This is a genomic window from Gilliamella sp. B2717, assembly GCF_026536675.1.
Classification (GTDB): domain Bacteria; phylum Pseudomonadota; class Gammaproteobacteria; order Enterobacterales; family Orbaceae; genus Gilliamella; species Gilliamella apicola_I.
The window spans coordinates 196,182-221,164 of record NZ_JAFNNQ010000019.1; the positions used below are offsets into that span (position 1 = coordinate 196,182).

The following is a 24,983-nucleotide window of genomic DNA, read 5'->3' on the forward strand; positions in this document are numbered from 1 at the left end:
CCTATTAACTTAGATTATCGTTAACCGCTATTCATCTTAATTTATCGATAAATATCCCAATTTTTAAAGTAACGCCGTTGTTTCATCAAAACCAAATCGAATATTCATACACTGCACAGCTTGTGCTGCTGCACCTTTTAATAAGTTATCTTCCACTGAAATTAAAATTAAATGTCGTCCTTTTAAAACAAATCCTATATCACAATAAGGTAATCCAACGACAGCTTTTAAAGCTGGCCAATCTTTTTGATAAACTCTAACTAAAGGCTTATCGCTGTAATACTTATTTAAAGCTGAAAGAATATCATTAGAAGACACATTGGCTTTTACAAGGCAAGTTATCGTTGCGTGAATACCTTGTTTAAAACATCCTAAATGAGGAGTAAAAATGACCTCTTGACCTAGATGCGTTGCAATTTCAGGTTGATGACGATGAGTAAACAATCCATAGGCATGTAAGCTGACTTCACAAAATAAATTATTATGTGAAGGTTTACGCCCTGCACCACTTACTCCACTTACCGCATTGATGACAGGTAATTGCGATTTATCTATTAAATCTTCTTCAATTAATGGCTTTAAAGGTAACAAACTGGCCGTTGGATAACAACCGGGAACGGCAATTAATTTTGCTTGTTTAATTGCCTTAAAATTCCATTCGGCTAAACCATAAATTGCTTGGTCTAACCATTGTTGATGTTGATGAGTAAAACCATAAAAATCTTGATAAAATGAGGAAGAATTAACACGAAAAGCACCCGACAAATCAAAAACCGTACAGTCGTGCTCTAAAAAATAAGGGGCGATAGCATGACTAACAGCATGCTCAGTTGCCAAAAATACCAAATCGATATCATTAATTAAAAAAGAATAATCTGAGGTTGCAATCAAAGGTAAATCAACCACCCCTTTTAATTGAGGATGAAGATTATAGTCTGAGATAAGCTTTCCCCCATCTTGACTATTTTCTGAAACCGTTAAAGCAACAAGTTCAACATGTGGGTGTTTAGTCAAGTAATAGGCTAATTTTGCACCTGCATAACCACTCGCTCCAACAATAACCGCTTTTAACATACCATTCCTATAATTTATTATTAAATAATGAATATATAGTAGGTTATTTATTAAACCGACACAAGTCCTAAAATGAATTTTTATTCACTTTTTGTGAATTTAATTTCATTTGTCGATATAAAGTAATGTTTAAGACAGTTAAAAACCTGCCGACAACGATCCGCAGGTTTTTTAAATTGATACTATTTTAAAAGTGTTGCTGATTTTAAAATTGCAATAAGTAGATCCCAATAACGATGAACGCTTTGAATGTTCACTTTTTCATCAGGAGAATGAGGAGATACAATTGTTGGCCCAATCGAAATCATATCCATATCAGGATAAGATTGCTTAAATAGACCACATTCTAGCCCAGCATGTATTACCATAATTTTTGCTTTTTGCGAAAAAAGTTCATGATATTTGTCTTTCGCAAGTTGCAACAAACTAGAATCTAATTTCGGTTCCCAACCAGAATAACCGCCACTAATTTCATAATTTGCATTGACTAATTGACTCAATGAAATTAAGGTCGAAACAACCGCATCTTTAGCAGAATCTACTTGTGAACGGATTAAAAAATTTACATAGAGTTGATTCTCTTTGATATTCACAATGCCTAAATTTAAAGATGTTTCAACGACGCCATGTATTTGATTACTCATTCTCACCACACCATTTGGTGCTGAGTTCAACCAATTGATGATTTTGTTTTGATGCTCGGTTGTTAATACACGTCTAACTTTAGTTTCATCAACATCACTCAAATTTATTTCAATATTTGGTTCAACGCTACCTAATTCGTTTTTTAAGGTCGATTTGTATTGCTGAATGATTGACTCAAGCTTAGGTAAATCTTGTTTATTCAATGAAATTTCCGCAAATGCTTCTCTTGGGATTGCATTTCGTAATGATCCACCTTGTATATCCGCCAATCGAAATGAAAAATCCTGAGCATACTCAGCCAAAAACCTTGCCATAAGTTTAATGGCATTACCTCGCCCAAGATGAATATCACACCCAGAATGCCCACCTTTTAAACCTTTTAATGAGATACGCATATAACAATCATGTTTTTCAGGCATAACAGCATAAGTAATCGCGAACGTTGTGGTAAAATCAACGCCTCCAGCGCATCCTGTAAATATTTCACCTTCATCTTCAGAATCGGTATTAATTAAATATTTACTTTTAAGCCAATTAGGTTGAAGACCAAATGCGCCATGCATACCGGTCTCTTCTGATGTGGTAACAAGCACTTCTAACGGCCCATGCTCAACAGTCGGATCAATTAAAACAGCTAATGCCGAAGCCAGCCCAACACCATTATCAGCTCCTAAAGTTGTTCCTTTAGCTTTGACCCATTCACCGTCAACATAAGCTTGAATAGGATCAGTCAAAAAATCGTGTACTGTGCCTTCATTTTTTTGAGGAACCATATCCATATGAGCTTGTAACGCAATTGAAGGACAATGTTCCAAACCTTTGGTTGCTGGTTTTGATAGCAAAATATTTCCTGCTTTATCGATTTGATAAGCAATATGATGAGAATTGGCAAAATCAACAATATATTTAGTTATCATTTGTTCATGATGTGAAGGATGTGGAATTTTACAAATATCATTAAAAATCTGCCAAGTAAATTTTGGCTCTAATGTGGAAAGCATAATATATCCTCAATATTAAGTGAGTAATTAATTAATGAGTGGTTTTTTTTGTGTAATCGCTCTATAATAAGGTGCAATTTTACATCTATTTTTAGTCCATTAATATTAATTTATTATATTTACACATTCGATTAAAATTGCGAGTTACTCATGTCAATAGAACAAAATTTAACTGAAGAAGAAATTAAAGCTAAAAAACAGCATAAAGCTGAAATCATCGCTGAAAAAGAAAAATTCAACGTTACCTGGGAAATGTTACAAGCCTATGGACGTCAACTTTCAAAACGTTTATTACCCGCAAATCAATGGAAAGGCATTATTGCAGTAAGCCGTGGTGGTTTAGTACCAGCTGCGATTCTTGCTCGAGAATTAAGCATTCGTTATGTTGATACTGTCTGTATTTCAAGCTATGATCATGACCATCAGCGTGAAAAACTGATTCTTAAACAAGCTAATGGTGATGGTGAAGGTTTTATTGTTGTTGATGATTTAGTTGATACCGGTAACACCGCTCACACCATTCGTGATATGTACCCTAAAGCACGATTTGTGACTATATTTGCAAAACCGGCTGGTAAACCTCTTGTTGATGATTATGTTGTAGATATTGAACAAGATACTTGGATTGAACAGCCTTGGGATACCGGTGTCATGTTTGTTAAACCAATTAGTGATCATGAATAATTAATCTATCATAAGGGATAATTGGCTGTTATGTCAGCGACTAAAAATCTATCAGAACAGATATTTAAACAGCAATATGATTATCCAGAAACTTCGGGGCTTATTAATCGTATTGATTACAGTGACGGTAGTAGTATTAGTCCGTTAGACGGCGACCTAGATTCAAGATGGTATAGAATTATCAATCCCATTTTGTGGTTTTGGCGTGGTTTGCCAAAGCTTGAAGTTGAAGCAGTTTTATCACGAATTGCTGCTTCAACTAAAAAACACACCAATGATAAATGGTTAGATTCAGTTATTGGTTATCAACCTGGTAATTGGATTTACGAATTTTTGAATCAAGCTGCTGAATGGTCAGCAAAAGCCGATGCTATCGATCCCACCAATTTAAGCGAAGACGATAAAAAAAATCTAAATACTTATTATTTGATTGCAAGTGAATATGCAAGTATTGCAAGCTATCCTCATTTTAAAAATGACGAGTTAGCGATGTATGCCCAAACATGTGCATATCAAGCTTATACAAAAGCACTCAATTATTCCCCTTATAAGATTAAAGAACTTGAATTCAAAGTTGAAGATCGGAATATCAAAACGCTACTTCATTTACCTAAAACTGAAGGTACTTGCCCTGTCGTTGTGATCTGTAATGCACTTGGTAATTTGCAAATTGATTTTTATCGATATTTTAGTGAATATTTAGCACCGCAAGGCATTGCGATGTTAACTGTGGATTTACCCAGTGTTGGATACAGTCGTAACTTCACTTTAACTCAAAATAGTAGTCAGATTCATCAAGCCATTATTGAGCAACTTTCTACCGTGCCTTGGGTGGATAATAATCGTTTAATTGTGGCAGGTTTTCGTTTTGGTTCGCATATTGCAACACGATTAACCTATTTGATGCCAAATAAAATAAAAGGATTATTTAATTTTACACCTTTTGTTCATCAAATTTTCACTGATAAAGAACTACAAAAGAATCTACCTAATAGCTACAAAGATATGCTAGCTAGCCGTTTGGGATTACCGCTAATATCCAACCAACAATTAGCCGCCGAATTAAATTATTTTTCACTAAAAAATCAGGGTCTTTTAACTCGAGCTTGCCCAGTTCCTGTGATGAATATTATTTTCGAAAATGATAAACTTAGTACCTTAACTGAAGCAAAACTTATTCATTCAGCCAAGCAAAATAAAATTATCACTATTCCAAAAACACCATTACAAAAAAGTTTACATCAAGCATTAACACAATCAGTAACATGGATGAAGTCTATTTTGTAATACCAGTATAAAATGAGTATTGTTATGACTAACATAAAACAGCAAGTTGTCGTGGTTAAATTGGGTACAAGCGTATTAACAAGTGGGACAAAACAGCTAGATCGTGCACGGATAGTAGAATTAATACGACAATGTGCAATCTTACATCAAGAAGGTCATAAAGTTATTATTGTAACGTCAGGTGCGATTGCTGCCGGACGAGAGTATTTAAACTACCCTAACCTACCTAATACGGTTGCATCAAAACAATTACTTGCTTCTGTAGGTCAAAGTAAACTCATCCAACTTTGGGAACAACTGTTTTCTATTTATAAAATTTATATTGGTCAAATGCTATTAACACGTGCAGATTTAGAAGATCGTGAAAGATTCCTAAATGCTCAAGATGTGTTAAAAGCAATGTTGGATAACCAAATTGTCCCCGTTATCAATGAAAATGATGCGGTAGCAACAGCGGAAATTAAAGTTGGCGATAATGATAATTTATCTGCACTTGCGGCTATTTTAGCAGAAGCTGATAAACTTATTTTATTAACTGATATCGAAGGTTTATATACTGCCGATCCTAGATCAGATAAAAACGCTAAATTAATTTCAGAAATCGAACAGATCGACGATCATTTGCGTAGCATCGCAGGCGATAGTGTTTCAGGGTTAGGTACCGGTGGAATGAGCACAAAAATACAAGCTGCCGAAGTCGCAGGAAGTGCCGGTATCGAAGTTGTGATAGCGGCAGGAAACAGATCCAATGTAATTATCGATATCATGAATAATAAATCGGTTGGCACCCGTTTTCTTGCTCAAAAAACACCATTAGAACATCGCAAACATTGGATATTTGGTGCACCGATAGCAGGAAAACTTATATTGGATGATGGTGCAGTTAATGCAATTTTAAATAATGGAAGCTCCCTTTTACCTAAAGGAATTATAAAAGTTGCACAAACCTTTTCACGTGGTGAAGTGGTTGATATATGCGATAAATCAGGCAAATCCATTGCCCGAGGAGTCAGTCGTTATAATAGCGATGCACTACAACAAATAGCAGGACATCACTCATTGGAAATTAGCCAAATTATTGGCTATGAATATGGTTCAGTTGCCGTTCATCGAAATGATATGATTATTAAATCATAATTTATTAGCAATCTTATTTAAATACAATACACTAATAATTATTAGGCTTAATAATTAAGATAAAATCAATTGATTTAAATTCATAAATACCAATAATAAGGCAGAAAATCAGCATAATGCTTTAAACGTATATTTTGCGTTTAACCAATATTAAGAATTAAAAAATCTAAAAAGGTCTCATCATGTTAAACCAAATCGGAAAAGCAGCAAAACAAGCTGCATACCAATTAGCACAATGCCCTACTGCTGCTAAAAATAAAGTACTTACGGGAATTGCCGATTTATTAGAAGCACAAAGTACCCTGATTCTAACAGCTAATGCGCACGATATAAAATTAGCAAAAGAACAAGGCTTAAGTGATGCTATTGTTGATCGTCTACTGCTAACCCCTGAGCGATTATCATCGATTGCCAATGATGTTCGTAAAGTTATCACATTGAAGGATCCTATAGGTGAAATTATTGATGGGTCAACGTTAGACAGTGGTTTAAAGTTACAACGTCACAGAGTGCCATTAGGTGTAATTGGTGTTATTTATGAAGCTCGTCCAAATGTAACCATTGATATCACCTCGCTTTGCTTAAAAACAGGTAATGCTGCGATACTCAGAGGTGGCAAAGAAACGCTCAAGACTAATATGGCGATTATTTCTGTTATCCACCAAGCCTTATCACAAGTTGGATTACCACAAACCGCCATACAATATATTGACAATCCTGACCGAAAATATATTAACGAATTACTTAAACTCGACAAGTATATTGATATGATTATTCCAAGAGGTGGCATGGCACTCCATCAGTTATGCCGTGAACAATCTACTATACCTTTCATTACAGGTGGAATTGGTGTTTGTCATATTTTTGTTGATGAAAGTGCTGATTTTGATAAAGCTTTAGCCATTATTATTAATGCCAAAACACAGCGGCCTAGTACTTGTAATACGCTGGAAACATTATTAGTTCATCATAAAATTGCACCAATGTTTATGCCGATATTAAGTCAAATAATGACGGATAATGAGGTTACCTTACATGCAGATAAGCGCACAATTGAAATGTTAAACTCAAATAAAGCTAATGTGTATCCGATAAAAGATGAAGAGTTACGTCAAGAATGGCTATCAAAAGACCTTAATGTTGTTATCGTCGATTCCCTCGAAAATGCAATAGAACATATACGAGAATATGGAAGTGGTCATTCAGAATCAATCTTAACCCGTACCCTAACTAATGCTGAACAATTTGTTAATCAAGTCGATGCAGCAGCGGTATATGTCAACGCCTCGACACGTTTTACCGACGGTGGACAATTTGGCTTAGGCGCTGAAGTGGCTGTAAGTACTCAAAAATTACATGCCAGAGGCCCTATGGGACTTGAAGCACTAACAACCTATAAGTGGATAGGTATTGGGGATGATTTAATTCGTCAATAAATCTGTATCAACTGTTCAGTAACACCTGACAGTTGATACTTCAATATTTAGTCAAAATTACGCATTAATAATGCATAATTTAAATCGATTTCTTCTGGGATTGGAATATAAACAATATGCCCATCACCTAATCCCGCTGGCACTGGTTGCCCTTTTTTATTCTCCATACGTTCAATAGTAAAAGTCATGTTACCTTTTGGTGTCATCATCTCAACACTATCACCCACTGAGAACTTATTCTTAACAATAATTTCCGCTAAACCATTTAGACGTTCACCACTAAATTCCCCCACAAACTGTTGTCTGTCGGATACCGAATGACTGTGAACATAATTTTGCATATCTTCATGCTTATGACGACGCAAAAAGCCTTCGGTATAACCGCGATGCGCTAAAGAATCAAGTTCAGCCAACAAACGAGGATCAAATGGCTTACCTTCGCTTGCAGCATCTATCGCTTGACGATACACTTGTGCCGTTCTTGCACAGTAATAAAAGGACTTGGTACGCCCTTCAATTTTCAATGAATGGACACCTATTTTAGTCAAATCTTCTACTAGTTCTACCGCTCTTAAATCTTTAGAATTCATGATATAAGTTCCATGCTCATCTTCGAATGCTTGCATGTATTCACCCGGTCGACCAGATTCTTCTAACATAAATACTTTATTTGTTGTTTGACCAATGCCAAGTGTAGGTTCAACTTGTTGTACCGGTATGGGCTCATATTTATGTACAATCTGACCTACTTCATCTTCTTTTCCTTCGGCAACTTTGTATTCCCAACGGCATGCGTTAGTACAAGTGCCTTGGTTAGAATCTCGTTTATTAATATAACCAGATAACAGACAACGCCCAGAATATGCCATACAAAGTGCACCATGGATAAACACTTCTAATTCCATCTCAGGAACTTTTTCACGTATTTCGGCAATCTCATCAAGAGACAGCTCTCGAGACAACACAACACGTGTTAGTCCCATTTGATGCCAAAATTTAACGGTTGCCCAGTTAACAGCATTGGATTGTACCGATAAATGAATTTCCATTTCCGGAAAATGCTCACGAACAAGCATAATTAAACCCGGATCAGACATAATGAAGGCATCGGGTTTCATATTGACAATAGGTTCAAGATCACGAATAAACGTTTTAAGTTTCGAATTATGAGGTGCAATATTCACCACCACATAAAACTTTTTACCCTGTGCGTGGGCTTCGTTAATGCCGATAGCTAAATTTTCATGATTAAATTCATTATTGCGAACACGCAAACTATAACGAGGTTGACCGGCGTAAACCGCATCTGCACCATAAGCAAACGCATAACGCATATTTTTAAGAGAACCGGCAGGCGAAAGTAACTCAGGTTTTGGGTATAAATTTGTCATTAAAAAATGCCTCTGATTTCAAGTCAGTATTACTCAGCAGTAATAGGTTAAGCAAAATAGGTGGGCATTTTACGCTTTAGGCTAGAGCTTGGCAAATTTATTTAAAGATGAACTTAACAAATCCTAACTTGATAGGATTTAATACGATTTTCATCAAAAATGATGATTAAATTCAAATCAAATCAAATTGTTCAAATAACTAATTCTTTAATGATTGGAACAACGATAAGAATATACCATATATCGTAAACTAGTAAATAAATGGTTTTCACTTTGTTTAACTATTCATCTTTTAGATTTCTTTATTAATAAGAGGGAAATACTCTTCCCAACGATACTCTCTGATTGGCATAGGCTTTTCGTTCACAAAATACAACACCAAAGCGGGTTTAATTCCATTCCAATTATCCACAAACTCATAGCCCAGAAGAAAACCATCTTTGATTAATTTTTTTGCTTTTGCATGATAATTAAAGTAGCTCATAGTTAGTCAAATCAAGAATACCTATATTTGACTATTATTTGTACTCTTTTTTGAGCAATATAGCAATCAGTTTAAACAAAAATTAATGAAAATAGCGTAAGATTAAGTTTCAAAATTTTATGAGGACACATTCTTAATTATAAAAAGCAAAATGACTGACATATTAATTATTCTCTTGATTATACGTTAAAAAAAATCGTATTTACTCCCCAAACTAATCGTTTTTTTATTGTGTTACAACTCAAAATTTGAGTCAAAAAATAAATTTCTTCAGTTTCCCAAAAAATTAAATAATTATCATATACATTACACAGCAATGAAATAATATATTTTAAAATTGTTAGATATTAATAAATCTTTTTAAATAGTATTGCACATTTTTTGTTTTACATTAAAATTTACAAATAAATCGTAAATATTGAAAATAATTGATAAATATTTATATATTTATTTTAAATATTGTTTCCAATAATTTTAAGACGATGCCTAAAAATAGGTCAGCAATCTTTCAAAGATAACTTGGCAAATGATTTATAGTTTTTTTGAATTTTTAAAGTAATGATATGAGAAAAATATCTATATTTCATAATATTTCTGTCATTAATTGATACTTTGTAAAAGTAGCAAAATTTACAACAAAATAATAATAAAAAACTTAGAAATAAATTTCAGATTAATCAATTTTCTAAAACAAAATTGATAATCGTATTAATGTTTAAATATGTTAGATACTAAAAATGATGCAAGGATAATATAATGAATAATTTCAAATCAAAATTGGAGAATCACTCAGAGCATGTCAAAAAAGTTGGTTGTCACTGCAATACAGAAGAAACAACTAAACAAGCATTGATACTACCTTTACTGGACATACTAGGGTTTACTCCCTACGATCCAACCAAAGTTAAAGCAGAGTTTAAAGCAGATTTTCCAGGGGAAAAAGCTAATGAACGTGTTGATTATGCACTTTTTTGTCAAAGTTTACCCGTAATGTTTATAGAAGCAAAATCATGGAATGAAGAATTAGCCAACCATTGCCCTCAACTTTCCAGATATTTTAATGCTACTCCAGAAGTCGCTGTTGCAGCTATAACGAATGGCAGAGAATGGAGATTTTTCACAGATTTAGAACAAAAAAACATAATGGACTCAAATCCTTTTTTAAAAATAAATATTGAAAAATTACAAGATAATGATTATGAGCAACTTTATCAATTTAGATATGATCAATTCAAACCAGAAGCGCTAAGAACGTTAGCTGAAGAAAGTATTTATTTTTCATTATTTACTAAAGCTATCGCTTCAACCTTGAGAGAATCACCCATTGATTTTGTCAAATATATTGCCAACAAATCAAATATATCTAGGCAACTAAACCAAAAGTTTTTGGATAGCATTACACCTATTGTACAAAAGGCAATTGAAAAAGCGGTAAGTAATATGGTGGTTGTTGGCTTAACAGGAAAAAAAGAACTAACCGATGATTTAACTAATAAAGATAATAGAGATACAACAATTGACGAAAAAGCCGATATTATAGATCCTGAAAATAGTAAAATTATAACTACATATTCTGAAAGAATGTTTTTTGAACATATAAACTCGATTATAAATGATAATGAATTAACTTATAAAGATACAGAATCTTACTTTAGTGTGCTTTATCAAAACAAATCTAATAGATGGATGGTTCGTTACTACGATAATAAGCAACGTCCTTCGATTCAGTTGCCAATTGTTCTCACTGAAAATATTAAAGAAGAAATAAAGAGAGCTAATTTAGAAATAGGTGCTGGAGATCAAATTATTATTGATAAACCAGAAAATGTATTGAGGATTTCTGGATTAATTATTGATGCATATGAATACACTAAAAATGATGATAATTTTAAAAGAAAATAGTCATAATAACTTGTAAGAGCCCAACTAAGGGCTTTTCCCAGTTAAAACTTGTAAATAAAATTAACTTAATTAAATCAATAAATAATATCAATCATGATATTTCATCAAATAGAATGAAGCACCTTAGATAAGTAGTAGATTTAATCAAAACCGATATAAAACCCAATAAAGATGAAGAGCTAAAATACATCAACCTTAAACCCGCATATAAAAAACAATTTATTTTAACTATATATTATTCGTGGAATATTTTTTTGATGCTTATCTATTTTGAAATACTGATTTATTTAATAATTTAATGGAGGCGCGTCCCAGAATCGAACTGAGGTAGACGGATTTGCAATCCGCAGCATGGCCACTCTGCCAACGCGCCGTTGAGGTCTAACTGAATAGGTGGCAAATATTAGCATTGGCATGTTTATACGTCAAGAATAAATAGTTTATAATTACAGCAGTCACAAAAGTTATTTAATCTTACTGCTCTTTTCGATAATTATTCATCCAAATTTCAACACATAATAGATATAAATATAAAAAAATATTTAGTAATCAGCAAAAATCATCTAGTCTATTGTGTTTTAAAAAAGGTATTTACCTGCTTACGGATTTACTAAAAAGGTGGTTGATAACGACTGATGTCAGTACTTAAATTAATAAAGCTAATAACCATGATTTATCAGAACGTTTTTTACAAGCTTTGTCTATCTGATTAATTTTCAGAATAGTGATAGATCCATGTGATACCCTCATAGTCTGCGAAGGCACTCGGAAATAAGTAAATGCCATTGAATAAAGGAAAGTTAGCATACTTCCATTCTAAATTAAACTGCGGATAGATTTTGACAATGGCGTCATAAAGCAATGTAGTGCAATATAAATGATCTTCATCACGACTAGCTAGTACAAACGGAGCACCTTGTTTAGTTAATAGTTCTGCAACTATCAATTGTTGTTGTTGATCAGATAAAAAATGGGGTCTTGCTATCGCATACTTCTGCGCAAGTGAAGGCGTAGTAAATTCTTCAATTGTTGAAATAATAACTTGATTTGGTAGATTTTCATTATCGCCCGTTGTTGCATGAATTACTCTAACTTCTGGCTCAGTTGCAATAATAAAACCAATATGAGAAAAATCACCACCGCCTAATTGATTAATAACCAAGCTATCAATTTGAACACCTTTGCGAAAAATCCAATCCCCTACTTTTATAAGTGGAATAAAGTTAGATTTAGCATCTAAAGAATCAGCTGATACCGTTTTTGTCACTAAATTAGAACAAAACAGTATAACAATAAAGACATAATGGCAAAATTTCATGACAATTTAAAAATTAGTTAATTATAATTGAAAAAGGGTAACCATTGATTTACCCTTTTTTATTTTCGTTATTAAACACTATTCTTATGATTTATTTCATATTGACAAGCCATTTACCATCAATCTTTATCAAATCTAAACTAGATTTCTTTTGAGAACCATCTTTAAATGAAACAGTGACTTCAACTTGAGCTTTTGTTTTATCGGTATTATATTCAGCAGGTGAACTAACGATTTTATCAATTCCGCCATAGTTTTTTGCCATTTTTGCAGATTCATCTAAAACACTCTTAAATTTACTTTTTAATAGCATTTTTACATCAACACCATCTTCTTGCATATCATCAGAAATATACAATAAATCCATAAAGGTATCCATATCAACGCTATAACCAGCTTTTGTAAATTTTTCTCCAACGGCTTCTGGAGAATCATTATTGGTACAGGCAAAAACCATAAGCGATAACATAAAAATACCAAAAAATTTTACAACTAATTTCATTTTTTTTTCCCATTAACAGAATATTAACGACATAAATCTATTCGAATTCCTTTTCAAGGTAGCATAAATCGATTTACAAACTTGAAAAGGTACAAAATCATACTATGTAATATTTTAATTGAAAAGAAATAAGTAAAATTTTATTAATTATTCTTAAGTAATCAAAAACAAAATCGTTATATTAAATTACATTTTAATACTTTATTTACTCCGTTTTTTAAATGGACTTAATGACCCTGTTCATTTGTATTATTAATAGAAATTAAAGCTACTTGCACTAAAATAACGCCAAATTATTTAATAAAAAGATAAAATGAATTGATTAAATCAATTCAAAATTTTTCAAAATAGATAGCCAGTTATTATCTAAATCAGCTTTAATCGTGATTGGACACTGCGTTAGTGGGTGAATAATATTAAGTGAACTTGCATGTAACATTAGTCTTTTAATACCAAAGTAAGCAGTAAAGGCTCGATTTTGATGAAGATCACCATGTTTACTATCACCTAAAATAGGATGAAATATATGCTTCATGTGGCGGCGTAATTGATGTTTTCGACCGGTTTGGGGTTTTAATTCCACAAAACTAAATCTTGCTGTATCAAATTTACCAACTTTAATCGGTACTTCGATCTTACTGATACCCCGATAAAAGGTAATTGCATCTTGTGCGGGTTTATTCGGTGTCGAGAACTTATCGGCAATTTTATCCAGCTCCTCAACTAATGGATAATCAATTATCGCCTCACCTTCAACATAACCCCGAACAATTGCATGATACGTTTTTTCAATTTGTTTAGTTGCAAACTGTTGTGACATTAAACGAGCGGTTTCGCTAGATAAAGCAAACAATAATACCCCAGATGTAGGACGATCTAAGCGATGAATAGGAAACACATGTTGCCCAATCTGATCGCGCAAAGTTTGCATGACAACCGTTGTTTCATGTTTATCTAACCAACTGCGATGCACAAGCCAACCGGATGGCTTGTTAATCGCAATTAAAGCATCATCTTGATAAAGAATTTCGAACATTATTTAACAAATACTATAAAAACAGTTTTTCAAGTTCACTCGCAATACTGGTACTGTTATTGTCACCAATAACATGGTCGGCTTTGGCTTTCACTTCATCATCTGCGTTGCCCATCGCAATACCCAGCCCCGCCAACGTCAACATTGAAATATCATTATAGCTATCACCAAATGCGACGATTTCACTAAGATCGATATTTTCGTGTTTAGCCCAATGCATTAAACCATTTCCTTTTGTATTGCCCTTCACGGCGACATCAGCGCGATTCGACCAAGACCATTCGCACGAAAATTGATTAAGTGCTTCAACAGCATCCGAAAATTGTCGTAATGCAGGCAGATCATGACTACTTGTGGCAAATTTGTAAACCGCTCCTGCTTCGTCAATTACTGTGTCAAAGCTATCTACTTTTTTAATCTCAGGTTGTAAAAATGAAGGCAACGAATTTACCCATTTAAAAAAACCTTCTAAATGATCATCGAGCACTTCATAAGTCATCATTTTGTCAGTGTAAATAAGCGTATGAATACCATATTGATTGACCAAATTAAGCAATGTTTTTGCTTGCTCTTTTGTCATGGGTTTACCGGCAAATGATTGCTGTTTTTCAAAATCATACAGGTAAGATCCATTACAACAAATTGCAGGTGTTGATAATTTAAGTTGATAATAATACGGATAAATAACAGAATGGTGACGACCAGAAACTAAAATAACTTTAACACCTTTGGCACTGATTTTTTCAATCATCGCAACTGTCTCAGGTAAAATTAGACGATTACTGGCAAGTAAAGTACCATCCATATCAAAGGCAACGGCTTTATACTTCATTTTATTCCTCTTTCTATCTTCAAATAACGATTCCTACACCCATTTACATCATTCGATTTTGGCTAATTGAACGAATGATTTGGTAACTAATTAGAAAACACTGATGCTTAATCTACAACCGATTTACCATTCAATTTTTTGACGACCAACAAACGAGTGCGATAACGTTGTACCGTCTACCATTTCAAGTTCTCCACCAACTGGCACGCCATGAGCGATACGGGTTGCCGTTACATCAAACTCTGCACACATTTGAGCAATATAGTTGGCGGTTGCATCCCCTTCAACTGTTGGGTTCGTCGCTAAAATAACCTCACTAATCGTTTCTGAAGATAGTTTGTGCTTTAATAGATCAAGACCAATATCAGTTGGACCAATACCATCTAAAGGAGAAAGATGACCTAACAATACAAAATAACGACCACTGTATTGACCGGTTTGTTCAATAGCAACGATATCTGCTGGGGTTTCAACAACACAGAGTTGACCGCTACTTTGACGACGAGCATTGGCACAAATGGTACAAATGGATTGTTCAGTAAAAGTTCGGCACTCTTGGCAATGACCGATATTAATCATCGCTTCATGAAGTACGTGAGCCAATTTAATACCGCCTTGTCGATTACGCTGTAATAAATGGAAAGCCATCCGTTGTGCAGATTTGGGACCAACGCCAGGTAAGCAACGTAATGCTTCCATGAGTGATTCTAATAATGGGCTAATTTGCATAAATTCGTTTAGTTATCACAATAAATACATTTAGCGTTAATAATACCTCTTTTCAAGCTTTGATAAAACAACAATTACATCGCTTTTAAATTTCAATTCAGGCAGAACGATTTAATAAATCACCCGATTTTAATGTCGATAACCGAAGCCATGAATGGTTTTAATTAAAACAGGATTCAATGGATCGAGTTCAATTTGTTTACGTAATTTAGAGATATGCTGATCAAGTGTTCGACTATTTGGTGAATAATCATATCCCCATACATAATCAAAAAGCATATCCCTTGTCACAACTTGATTTTGATGTTGATACAGGCAAGATATAATTTTGATTTCTCGAAGTGAAAGCTCGATTACTTGTTGATTACGTTTTGCACATAACTCGATTGGATAAACCGTCAAATCACCAAAATAAAAAAATTCATCGTTTATATGGTTAGCATGTTTTAATTTTAAATAACGTTTAGCAATAGCTTTGATTCTTGCTCGAAGTTCATGAATGCCAAAAGGTTTACTCATATAGTCATCAGCGCCAAGCTCTAAACCAATAACGCGATCGATTTCTTCATCTTTAGCGGATAAAAAAAGAATCGGTATATCATCATCTAATTTTCGAATCTCACGACAAACACAATACCCATCCATTTCGGGCATCATAATATCTAAAATGATAAAATCAGGTTTATCCTGTTTAAACAATTTAAGCGCAGTTTTCCCATTTTCAGCTTGAAGGATGGTATAACCTTCTTGTTGTAAAAGATCCGACATTCCTTTACGAATGTTATGATCATCCTCAGCGATTAAAATCTTCATGCACATGCTCCGTTAAAATTAATGAAAACGCAGTACCCGGATTTTCATTGGTTACCTTGATAGTACCCTGCAATTGCTGCGCTAATTGGTTGGCAATAGTAAGCCCAATTCCTGTTCCCGAAATGCCTTCGGTAATGGATGAATTTATCCGATAAAAGGGTTTAAAAATTTTCTTTAATAGATGCTTAGGGATACCACGACCATAATCCCGCACGGTGATAATAGTCTGTTTATCATTAGTCGTCAGTGATAAATCAACATTTTTGCCATTTACGGCATATTTTTCAGCATTGCTTAAAAAATTACTTATGATTTGCATCACACTATCTTCATCGGTAAAGATAGTGTGATTTTTATTCGAATTTAAAATCAAATTCAGTTGCAATGATTTTGTTTTAAGAACGGGATTGAAAGTTTGAAAAACTCGCTCAATGAGCAACGTTAAATTAACGGCTTTAAAATTCTGTTTAGCTGGCTTACTTAAATTAAGTACATTTTGCACTAAGCGAGTTAATCGCTGACTTTCACTGGTGATCACATCCAAATATTCAGGTACAGGAAAAGGTTCATCGATTAACTGTTCTTTTAACATTTCTGAATAAAGTGTGATATTAGTTAATGGCGTTTTAAACTCATGTGAAACTTGCCCAACAAAGCTAACTTGTTGTTTAGCTAAACGAATCGCTCGTGTATATTCTCGATAAACATAACAAACGATACCAATAACTAACACAATAAACAAAAATAATATTCCACCACCTAACCAATAAAAGGTAACAAAGTTTGGTGATAAATAATAATAAGTTAATTGCCAATTCTGTAGTGGATAGTCAAGCATCACATTAATGTCATTGATTGTCGAGTGACCATGAACATAGATTTGTTTTGAACCCTCATAGAGACTGAAATTATCATCGATAGATTGATCTTCAAATAACCGAATAATATCTAACGCAAATTTAATCGTTGATAGCTCAAATCCCTTGATAATATTACCCTTTTTAGACCAAAAAATCAGATGATCATAAGACTGATACCAACCCGAGGTTGGCAGAGATAATTCATTCGACGAATTGGGGGGGATTAAAATTGCATTATCATACTTAATCGACTCAACAAATTTAACCCATTGCAGATCGTTACTATTACTGATATAAACAATGTTATTATGGCGAATTTCGAAAGCATTTTTAATATCTGATTGCGATTGTAACAGATTATCAAACGTACCGGCGCCCTTTTCCAAAAGTTGAATTAAGCTAATCAAATAAACGGAACGCTGATTTAACAGCGATTCAATCGATGATTTTATATTCTCCAACCGGCTTTGTGCTAACATTCTTTGCTGATGTTGGCGCATTAAAACTTCATGTTCAATACTACGCCAACCAAGATAGCTAAGAGCCATTACAAATATTATACAAGAGAGAATCGCTGCTAATTTTTTCATACTTTCGTTATTTTTTAATTACACCCAGTTTAGTATTTTGTTGCTTTTCGGTCATTCCTTTACGATAAGCGTTGCTATTCCCTCTTTCATTAACTGCATCTGCTGCCATTTTTTCATTCCATTTTATATCATCTAGCACTCTATCCGCATATTCTGGATACATATTTGCAACTGCTTCAAGTCTTTTACTGTTATCCTCTAGAATTTTCTGCGCAGCTTTTCGATCGCCTTTATTATAGAATTCTAATGCTTTAACGCTATTTTCATTCACTTCTTGTATTTCAATCTCAGTAACGACATCTTGGCGCAAGGCTTTTTTTACGGCTTCCAGATTATCGGTATAAGCAAGTTTTACTGATTGTCTTTCTTTTTGAGTTTTCTTATCTAACAAATCATCATACACTAAATCAATTTCCGCTAATGTTTTTTCTTCGCCTACTTTACCTTGTGGTTGCTCGACCTCTAACAAAATATACTTTTCTTGATTAGAATAAATTTGATTCATTGTTACCGTTACTTGATTACCTTTGATTATGCCGTCTCTACCTAATAAACGAACCGGTTTTACCCCATCTTTTAAATAGATATTGATCTTAACATGTTGGGCAACCGTTGACATTACATCCTTGAACTCACGGGCAAATACATTTTCAAGATCTAAAGAATCATTAACAAATACATGATTACCATCACTATAACTGGCAATCGATGACATCAATAATTCATTATAATCCTCACCGATACCAAAAGTACTGACAGAAATATTCTTTTTGGCGGCAATAATGGCAAGTTCAGAAAGTTCTTGAACGGATGTCGGACCAATATTCGCCTGCCCGTCCGATAATAAAATAATGCGATTCACATTATCTTTAGACAACTGTTTTTCAACTTGATGGATACCTTTACTTAATCCGGCAAATAACGCTGTGCCACCATCTGCAACAATATTTTCTTTTATTAAACTAATCAATTTTTGTTTATTGTTAACTTTGGTTGAAGGAATAATCACCTTTGCATCATTATCATAAGCAACGACAGATAAAGTATCATTCTCATTAAGCATGTTAATAGCAAAGATAGCCGCCTCTTTTGCTTTAACAATACGATCACCTTGCATCGAGCCTGAGCGATCAATTACTATTGCCAAATTAATGGGAACCCGTTTTGCTGAATCAAATTCATGACCGGTTAAGGAAATTTTTAAATAATTCTTCTCTTGGGAATTTTGCATAACAATTGGCGATGCAAGTTCCGAGCGAATTTCAATTTGCTTATTGACTTGAGCATGACTGTATAAACTTAATATTGAAAGCCCTGCTAATAGGACTGTTTTAATTAATTTCATTGTTTTTCCTTATATAAAAAGTTTATGTCATTATATTGATTTGACCAATCAAACTGTCAGATAGTTGTATTTAATTGTAAAAAGTTGTAAAAAATACCGTTTTAGGACAGGAAAACGCCAATTAAATTTTTTATTTAAAAAGGAATCATTTCATCCCGACTTTCAACATGTATCAATCAAATTGTGAACAATCGACCGCTTTTACTGCATTGTTACGGTTTGTTTATTGCAAGCACAAAGAACGAAGGTATATAATACAAGATTAGCCATTCTTAAAAAGAGAATATTTAGAGAACATTTAATATGACTCAGATACAAGAAAAACTTGCGCTTATCAAAAACAGCATTATCACCATTCCAGACTATCCTAAGCAAGGAATTTTATTTCGTGATATTACCAGTCTGCTTGAAGATCCTGTCGCATTTAGAACTTCGGTCGAATTGTTAATCGATCACTATCGAGATAAAAAAATCGATAAAGTTGTCGGTACTGAAGCGCGTGGTTTTATTTTTGCAGCACCAATTGCATTAGCGTTAGGCGTTGGTTTTGTGCCAGTTCGAAAACCCAATAAGTTACCACGTCACGTATTTAAAGAAGAGTATCAACTTGAATACGGAACCGATACACTTGAAATCCATTCAGATGCAATTAAACCAAATGAACGAGTACTGATTATTGATGATTTACTTGCAACAGGTGGAACGGTTGCTGCAACCGCTAAATTAATTCAAAAAGCAGGTGGTATAGCAGAAGATGCCGCATTTGTTATTAATTTACCTGATCTGCATGGTAAAACAAAATTAACCGATCTGGGTATCAACTGTTTTACCCTCGTTGATTTTGCTGGTGAATAATCTTAGTCTACTGGGGCGATGTTGTCGCCCTACTCATGCTACGAGCTAACTCCTCCCTTCACTTTTTGTCCATGTTGTATATCAACTTCATTTTTATTCAATACTGATCGCCTACTACCACAACTGACGCTACGCAATAATACTCAATTTAAATCAACCACACGCCTAAAAAAGTCGCTCATTAAAAAGTGAATAAAAAATCAACTTAATGCTTGATTTACATTTTAATGTGAATTATTATTCAAAAATATCGCATAATTATTAAATAGGAAATAAATCAAACATGAAAAAATTTAGCCATATCATTGCCAGAACGCCTGCCAAATCTCTAATTCATGGATTAACTTCAGCAAATTTAGGCAAGCCTGATTATCAAAAAGCCTTAGACCAACACAACAACTATATCCGAGCACTACAGCAATGTGATGTTGATATCACCCTATTACCCGCCGATGAACGTTTTCCAGATTCGGTCTTTGTTGAAGATGTTGCTCTGTGTACGCCACACTGTGCCATTATTACTAGACCAGGGGCAGAAAGTAGACGTAACGAGACTGAAATCATCATCGATACCATTGAACGATTTTACCCAAATAAAGTCGAAAAGATTACGGCTCCGGGCACGGTTGAAGCCGGTGATATTATGATGGTGGAAGATCACTATTATATCGGATTATCGGCACGTACTAATCAAGAAGGTGCTAATCAAATGATTGCTATATTACAAAAATATGGCTTAACCGGTTCGGTGGTCACGCTTGAAAAAGTTCTACACCTAAAAACAGGATTGGCTTATCTGGAAAACAACAATTTATTAGCAGCCGGTGAATTTATTACCAAACCCGAATTTCAACATCTGAACATTATTGAAATTCCTGAACAAGAAAGCTATGCCGCTAACTGTATTTGGGTTAATGATCGGGTCATCATGCCTGCTGGTTACCCAATCACTAAAGCTAAGATCGAAGCTTTAGGTTATCAAGTCATTGAGGTGGATACATCAGAATATCGCAAAGTCGATGGTGGTGTTAGCTGCATGTCATTACGATTTTAATTAAACGCAGCCAAAGCCGAATAAAACACAAAATAAGACAAAATTATGAATACACCTACCCGTACAAAACTAGGCATACTCCCTTTAACCTTACTTGTGGTTGGCAGTATTGTTGGAAGTGGTATTTTTAGTTTACCGCAAAACATGGCTGAAGCATCTGGTGCCGGCGCTATTTTAATTGCGTGGATCATCACGCTTTTTGGCATGTTAATGCTGACACGGATATTTCAGTATCTTTCGATTCGTTTTTATAAGATTAATGATGGTTTATATGGTTATGTCCGTGAAGGCTTTGGTGACTATATAGGATTCAACGCAGCTTGGGGATACTGGATATCTGCATGGATGTCGTGTGCCAGTTATTTAGTTATCTTATTTAGCGCGTTAGGATCATTTGATTGTTTTAGTTATTTTGGTAATGGCACCACCTTGCCAGCAGTCATAGCCGGACTCATCTTTTTATGGCTGGTTAATGCCCTTGTTCTAAAAGGGATTTATCATGCTTTCTTATTAAATTGCTTAGTCACATTAGCAAAAATTGTTCCGATTGGTCTATTTATTGTCTGCATTATTCTTGCTTTCAAGGTTTCAACATTCAAAATTGACTTTTGGGGAACGCCACAACTTGGCTCAATCGTGGATCAAATAAAGCATACTATGCTTTATACCGTTTGGGTTTACTTAGGTATCGAAAGCGCAACTGTTTATGCTTCACGAGCCAAAAACATTTTAAGCATAAGCCGAGCAACTTTTTTTGGTTTTGCTATTACTAGCTTATTGCTCATCTGTGTGTCTGTTCTGTCGCTGGGTATTGTTCCTCAACAAGAACTGGCTGCAATGAAAAATCCTTCAATGGCTTTAGTCATAGAGCATGTAGTTGGCAGTTGGGGGGCAACGTTAATTAATATTGGGCTGATTGTTTCGGTTAGTGGTGGATTATTATCCTGGTTAATGCTTGCTGCTGAAATGCTTTTTTTAACCGGACAAGGCAATAATCATACCGTTGCACGCTGTTTTGGCAAATTAAATAAAAATGGTACGCCTGCCAATGCATTATACTTAACATCAAGCTTGATCAGCCTATTGATTGTTCTCGCATATTTCTACCATTCGGGTTATAACACTTTAATCCAATTATCGACTTCAATGGTACTAATCCCCTATTTATTATCAGCTTTATTCGTCCTTAAATTAGCCATAAAATCTCGCAAAGTTTACCTGATTTTTATTGGGGCTGCGGGGTCAATTTATGGAGCATGGTTAATTTATGCTGGTGGGATGTCTTACTTATTATTATCAATGATATTGTATGCAATTGGGCTAATATTTTACTTATACGCACGCAAGCAACGATGCCTTACTGCTTTCACTTATGTTCATGACAAAATCTATGCAATCGCAATTATAATATTAGCGATTATTGCCGTTATGTATTTTTATGTCATACTGGATTAACTAACATTTGGCGCTATTTTTGGAACAAATAAAAATCCGCTAATAGCGCTCTAAAAGCAGGCGAATACTGCCCATCATCACAACGCATACACAGTTGTTGTTCAATGACATTCGCATTAGGCTTTGGAGCAAACGCCATTAATGATAAAGAAAATTCTTTATCTGCCGTGTATTTCACCTGCAATAATTGTTGTAAAAATAGATGGTTTGATTGGCATAATTGCGTAAATTGATCGGCCAAATGATAAGGCAGCACCAAACAGAATAGACCGTCTGGCTTTAATAATCGTTTGACTGAATCAATAAGCTGTGTGTAGTTTAAACTTTCTGTATAACGGGCTAATTGCCTTTGGTTCGTTCGACAATCCACGGCCGACTCAAAATAAGGCGGATTGGTCACAATCAAATCATAACCATTGTCACTCTTCACCTGAAAACGATTAATATCACCCTGTATTGTTGATACAGATTTAAAGCCTGCTTGTTGGCTATTTTGTTGACATTGGTTAACGGCTTGTACATCAATATCGATAGCATCAATCTGACAAGCTTGATGTTCAAGGCGCTGTGCAAGCATTAACGCAATCACGCCACAACCACAACCGATATCAAGCACCTTATGAGTTGAAGACAAGATCGGAGCCCATGCCCCTAGTAAACAACTATCAGTGGTAATTTTCATCGGACTTTTGTCATGCGCAACAAAAAAGCGCTTAAACGTAAAGCCCCCTTTTTTTAACGATTGTGATTTATTTTGCATGGATAAATTTTTTAAATAACGGTTTATTCGACGCCACCGCATCCGCCCAGCGTGTAGGTTCAGGCAAACGATAACCACGTAAACATAAATTGACCCAATTCAATGCACTCGCTTGGCTAATACGATGACCCGATGAAATAAATAACGGATTACAATTATTCTTGCTTTGTAATACCCAACCAATCTGTTGCTGCTTATCGGTGAGTGGCGTCATTTGACCGGCGACTTTAGGTAATGGATTATAATGACCGCAAAGGCGTTTTTTAGCGACACCAATGGTTGGCATATCCAATAGTAAACCAAGATGACTGGCAATACCTAATCGCCTTGGATGCGCAACGCCTTGACCATCAACCAACAATAAATCAGGTTTATGTTCGACCTGCTCCCAAGCAGAAAGTAAAGCAGGATACTCCCGAAAAGATAAATAACCGGGGATATAAGGAAACTCGGTTTTTAATCGCGCGACATGATATTCCACCACATCAAAATCCGGATACGTTAAGATCACAATAGCGGCACGAGTGGTTTTGCCTTCATCTTCAAAGCCCACGTCGGTACCACCAATTAAAGTGATTGATGAATTAAAATCATCGGTTAGGTTTACTTGTTCAGCTAATTGCTGCTGGGTTAGTTTCAATTGTTCTAAATTAATAGACATTTTCTTTCTGCTGAGTATTATTAACGGCAATAAAATGATTTTACCAGAATTAGTATGCCATATACATTAGCAAATCCGACCGAACTGACAGAAGAAATTAAAAAAAGCCGCTTTATTGTCAATGCGGCGCCCGTTATTAATGCCCAGCAAGCAACGGATTTTATCGATCAAATTAGCGATCCTAGCGCAACCCATAATTGTTGGGCATGGAAAATCGGTCAACAGTATCGATTTAATGATGATGGCGAACCAACCAGCACCGCAGGGCGTCCAATTCTATCAGCGATTGAAGGACAAGATTGTGATCAAGTTGTGGTCGTTGTAACTCGTTATTTTGGCGGAATCAAACTTGGCACAGGTGGCTTGATACGCGCCTATGGTGGATCAGCAAGTCATTGTCTACAACAAGCAGAATTGATTGAACTTATTGCCCGAATACCTTTGCAGTTTCACTGCTATTATAATGAATGGCCAATTATAGAAAATCGCTTAAAAGAACTGGATGCACTAATTGAAAATCAAGACTTTGATGCCATTGGGGTAAACGTCAATATTGCCATTACGCAAGACAAATTGCTTTCACTACAAAAAAGTATCAGTGATATTACTCGTGGTAGAGTGATAATACCAGTATAAATCCTGTTGGTTAATTTGCGTTGGATGTTCACAAAGTCATAACTGTCACTATTTTTATAATATTACTAAAGCTTTTTTATTAAAAAATGGCTTGATACGAAATTCTTAAATTATCACTGAGCACTACCGATAACTCTATGTTATGAGCAAGTAATAAATAAAGCGATATAGAATGTGTATTTCATTCATTATGCTGCTTTATCCCTGTGTATACAGGGAATACGAATAGTTAATTAAATGACGGCGTAGTCTAATCTTTCCTACAAAATAAGTTTTTATTATCTNTTATTCATAATTTATCTAAATGCGCGCAACCCTCAAATATTTCACCTTTAAAGTCGATAAAAATTTCATATATTGAAGTAAGCTCATCAAGATTTGCTTCGCAAAAAGTTCCATTAGGAAGACTACGAATTAAACCATATATACCCTTATCAGAATGGAAAATTGTCACAAAATTATTTGTTAAAGCAGAAGATTTTATATCTATAGAAAT

Annotated in this window: 24 protein-coding genes and 1 tRNA gene; 9 read left to right on the forward strand and 16 right to left on the reverse strand. The window is 34.6% G+C overall.

Features of this window, described 5'->3' with window-relative positions; all coding sequences use genetic code 11:
• Positions 1-63 precede the first annotated feature (63 nt).
• Positions 64-1,074, reverse strand: a complete 1,011-nt coding sequence (gene argC / locus J3U35_RS04685) for an N-acetyl-gamma-glutamyl-phosphate reductase (RefSeq protein WP_267359836.1) — start codon at positions 1,072-1,074, stop codon at positions 64-66.
• Positions 1,075-1,256: 182 nt separating this feature from the next.
• Complete coding sequence (locus J3U35_RS04690) at positions 1,257-2,720, reverse strand: aminoacyl-histidine dipeptidase (protein ID WP_267359838.1); 1,464 nt, start codon at positions 2,718-2,720, stop codon at positions 1,257-1,259.
• Between the two features lie 150 nt (positions 2,721-2,870).
• Here J3U35_RS04690 and gpt point away from each other — a divergent pair, with 150 nt between their 5' ends.
• The 4 genes from gpt to proA all read left to right on the forward strand — a co-directional run bounded on the left by gpt (position 2,871) and on the right by proA (position 7,264).
• Positions 2,871-3,404: a xanthine phosphoribosyltransferase gene (gene gpt, locus J3U35_RS04695; RefSeq protein WP_220217131.1), complete on the forward strand. Its 534-nt coding sequence runs from the start codon at positions 2,871-2,873 to the stop codon at positions 3,402-3,404.
• A 30-nt stretch (positions 3,405-3,434) separates the two neighbouring features.
• A complete protein-coding gene (frsA, locus tag J3U35_RS04700; RefSeq protein WP_267359840.1) occupies positions 3,435-4,691 on the forward strand; it encodes an esterase FrsA in 1,257 nt (418 codons plus the stop codon).
• 24 nt (positions 4,692-4,715) lie between these two features.
• Complete coding sequence (gene proB, locus J3U35_RS04705) at positions 4,716-5,828, forward strand: glutamate 5-kinase (protein WP_267359842.1); 1,113 nt, start codon at positions 4,716-4,718, stop codon at positions 5,826-5,828.
• Between the two features lie 182 nt (positions 5,829-6,010).
• A complete protein-coding gene (gene proA, locus J3U35_RS04710; protein WP_267359844.1) occupies positions 6,011-7,264 on the forward strand; it encodes a glutamate-5-semialdehyde dehydrogenase in 1,254 nt (417 codons plus the stop codon).
• A 47-nt stretch (positions 7,265-7,311) separates the two neighbouring features.
• Here the strand turns inward: proA and yegQ are convergent, their stop codons facing one another.
• Together yegQ and J3U35_RS04720 are read right to left on the reverse strand one after the other, a co-directional pair.
• Complete coding sequence (gene yegQ, locus J3U35_RS04715; protein ID WP_267359846.1) at positions 7,312-8,655, reverse strand: tRNA 5-hydroxyuridine modification protein YegQ; 1,344 nt, start codon at positions 8,653-8,655, stop codon at positions 7,312-7,314.
• Between the two features lie 292 nt (positions 8,656-8,947).
• Positions 8,948-9,139 carry a thermostable hemolysin delta-VPH gene (locus tag J3U35_RS04720; RefSeq protein ID WP_065557694.1) on the reverse strand — a complete coding sequence of 64 codons (192 nt, stop codon included), beginning with the start codon at positions 9,137-9,139 and terminating at the stop codon, positions 8,948-8,950.
• A 756-nt stretch (positions 9,140-9,895) separates the two neighbouring features.
• Here J3U35_RS04720 and J3U35_RS04725 point away from each other — a divergent pair.
• Positions 9,896-11,041: a type I restriction endonuclease gene (locus tag J3U35_RS04725; RefSeq protein ID WP_267359849.1), complete on the forward strand. Its 1,146-nt coding sequence runs from the start codon at positions 9,896-9,898 to the stop codon at positions 11,039-11,041.
• A 299-nt stretch (positions 11,042-11,340) separates the two neighbouring features.
• On the opposite strand, the gene J3U35_RS04730 is transcribed toward J3U35_RS04725, so the two are convergent.
• The 9 genes from J3U35_RS04730 to J3U35_RS04770 form a co-directional block, all read right to left on the reverse strand.
• A tRNA-Cys gene (locus tag J3U35_RS04730) sits at positions 11,341-11,414 on the reverse strand.
• Between the two features lie 336 nt (positions 11,415-11,750).
• On the reverse strand, positions 11,751-12,359 hold the full coding sequence (locus J3U35_RS04735; protein WP_267359851.1) for a YiiX/YebB-like N1pC/P60 family cysteine hydrolase: 609 nt from the start codon (positions 12,357-12,359) through the stop codon (positions 11,751-11,753).
• 91 nt (positions 12,360-12,450) lie between these two features.
• Entirely contained in the window at positions 12,451-12,861 is a 411-nt protein-coding gene (locus tag J3U35_RS04740; protein WP_267359853.1) for a DUF4878 domain-containing protein, read from the reverse strand.
• A gap of 322 nt (positions 12,862-13,183) precedes the next feature.
• The gene (truC, locus tag J3U35_RS04745) at positions 13,184-13,897 is read right to left on the reverse strand and encodes a tRNA pseudouridine(65) synthase TruC (protein WP_267359855.1); all 714 of its coding nucleotides are present in this window, start codon (positions 13,895-13,897) and stop codon (positions 13,184-13,186) included.
• A 13-nt stretch (positions 13,898-13,910) separates the two neighbouring features.
• A complete protein-coding gene (locus J3U35_RS04750) occupies positions 13,911-14,729 on the reverse strand; it encodes a pyridoxal phosphatase (protein ID WP_267359857.1) in 819 nt (272 codons plus the stop codon).
• A 123-nt stretch (positions 14,730-14,852) separates the two neighbouring features.
• Complete coding sequence (recR, locus tag J3U35_RS04755) at positions 14,853-15,458, reverse strand: recombination mediator RecR (RefSeq protein ID WP_267352290.1); 606 nt, start codon at positions 15,456-15,458, stop codon at positions 14,853-14,855.
• A gap of 129 nt (positions 15,459-15,587) precedes the next feature.
• Positions 15,588-16,271 (reverse strand): response regulator transcription factor, encoded by a 684-nt coding sequence (locus J3U35_RS04760; protein WP_267352291.1) that lies wholly within the window; start codon positions 16,269-16,271, stop codon positions 15,588-15,590.
• Positions 16,252-17,721 (reverse strand): sensor histidine kinase, encoded by a 1,470-nt coding sequence (locus J3U35_RS04765; RefSeq protein ID WP_267359859.1) that lies wholly within the window; start codon positions 17,719-17,721, stop codon positions 16,252-16,254. Before J3U35_RS04765 ends, J3U35_RS04760 begins: the two co-directional genes overlap by 20 nt.
• Positions 17,722-17,728: 7 nt before the next feature.
• On the reverse strand, positions 17,729-19,066 hold the full coding sequence (locus tag J3U35_RS04770) for a vWA domain-containing protein (protein WP_267359861.1): 1,338 nt from the start codon (positions 19,064-19,066) through the stop codon (positions 17,729-17,731).
• A 303-nt stretch (positions 19,067-19,369) separates the two neighbouring features.
• Here J3U35_RS04770 and apt point away from each other — a divergent pair, with 303 nt between their 5' ends.
• The 3 genes from apt (at position 19,370) to J3U35_RS04785 (ending at position 22,430) form a co-directional block, all read left to right on the forward strand.
• Positions 19,370-19,921 (forward strand): adenine phosphoribosyltransferase, encoded by a 552-nt coding sequence (apt, locus tag J3U35_RS04775; protein WP_267352294.1) that lies wholly within the window; start codon positions 19,370-19,372, stop codon positions 19,919-19,921.
• Between the two features lie 283 nt (positions 19,922-20,204).
• Positions 20,205-20,975, forward strand: coding sequence for a dimethylargininase (ddaH, locus tag J3U35_RS04780; protein WP_267359862.1), 771 nt, complete (start codon positions 20,205-20,207; stop codon positions 20,973-20,975).
• 45 nt (positions 20,976-21,020) lie between these two features.
• On the forward strand, positions 21,021-22,430 hold the full coding sequence (locus J3U35_RS04785) for a basic amino acid/polyamine antiporter (protein WP_065557680.1): 1,410 nt from the start codon (positions 21,021-21,023) through the stop codon (positions 22,428-22,430).
• Between the two features lie 13 nt (positions 22,431-22,443).
• Here the strand turns inward: J3U35_RS04785 and J3U35_RS04790 are convergent, their stop codons facing one another.
• The gene (locus tag J3U35_RS04790; RefSeq protein WP_267359863.1) at positions 22,444-23,190 is read right to left on the reverse strand and encodes a tRNA1(Val) (adenine(37)-N6)-methyltransferase; all 747 of its coding nucleotides are present in this window, start codon (positions 23,188-23,190) and stop codon (positions 22,444-22,446) included.
• Complete coding sequence (gene nfi / locus J3U35_RS04795) at positions 23,180-23,851, reverse strand: deoxyribonuclease V (protein ID WP_267359864.1); 672 nt, start codon at positions 23,849-23,851, stop codon at positions 23,180-23,182. The genes J3U35_RS04790 and nfi overlap by 11 nt, the downstream gene beginning before the upstream one ends.
• Positions 23,852-23,905: 54 nt before the next feature.
• On the opposite strand from nfi, the gene J3U35_RS04800 reads away from it, so the two are divergent.
• Positions 23,906-24,487, forward strand: coding sequence for an IMPACT family protein (locus tag J3U35_RS04800; RefSeq protein WP_267359866.1), 582 nt, complete (start codon positions 23,906-23,908; stop codon positions 24,485-24,487).
• Positions 24,488-24,776: 289 nt separating this feature from the next.
• Here J3U35_RS04800 and J3U35_RS04805 read toward each other — a convergent pair.
• On the reverse strand, positions 24,777-24,983 hold a 207-nt coding region (locus J3U35_RS04805), incomplete at its 5' end, for a hypothetical protein (protein WP_267359868.1).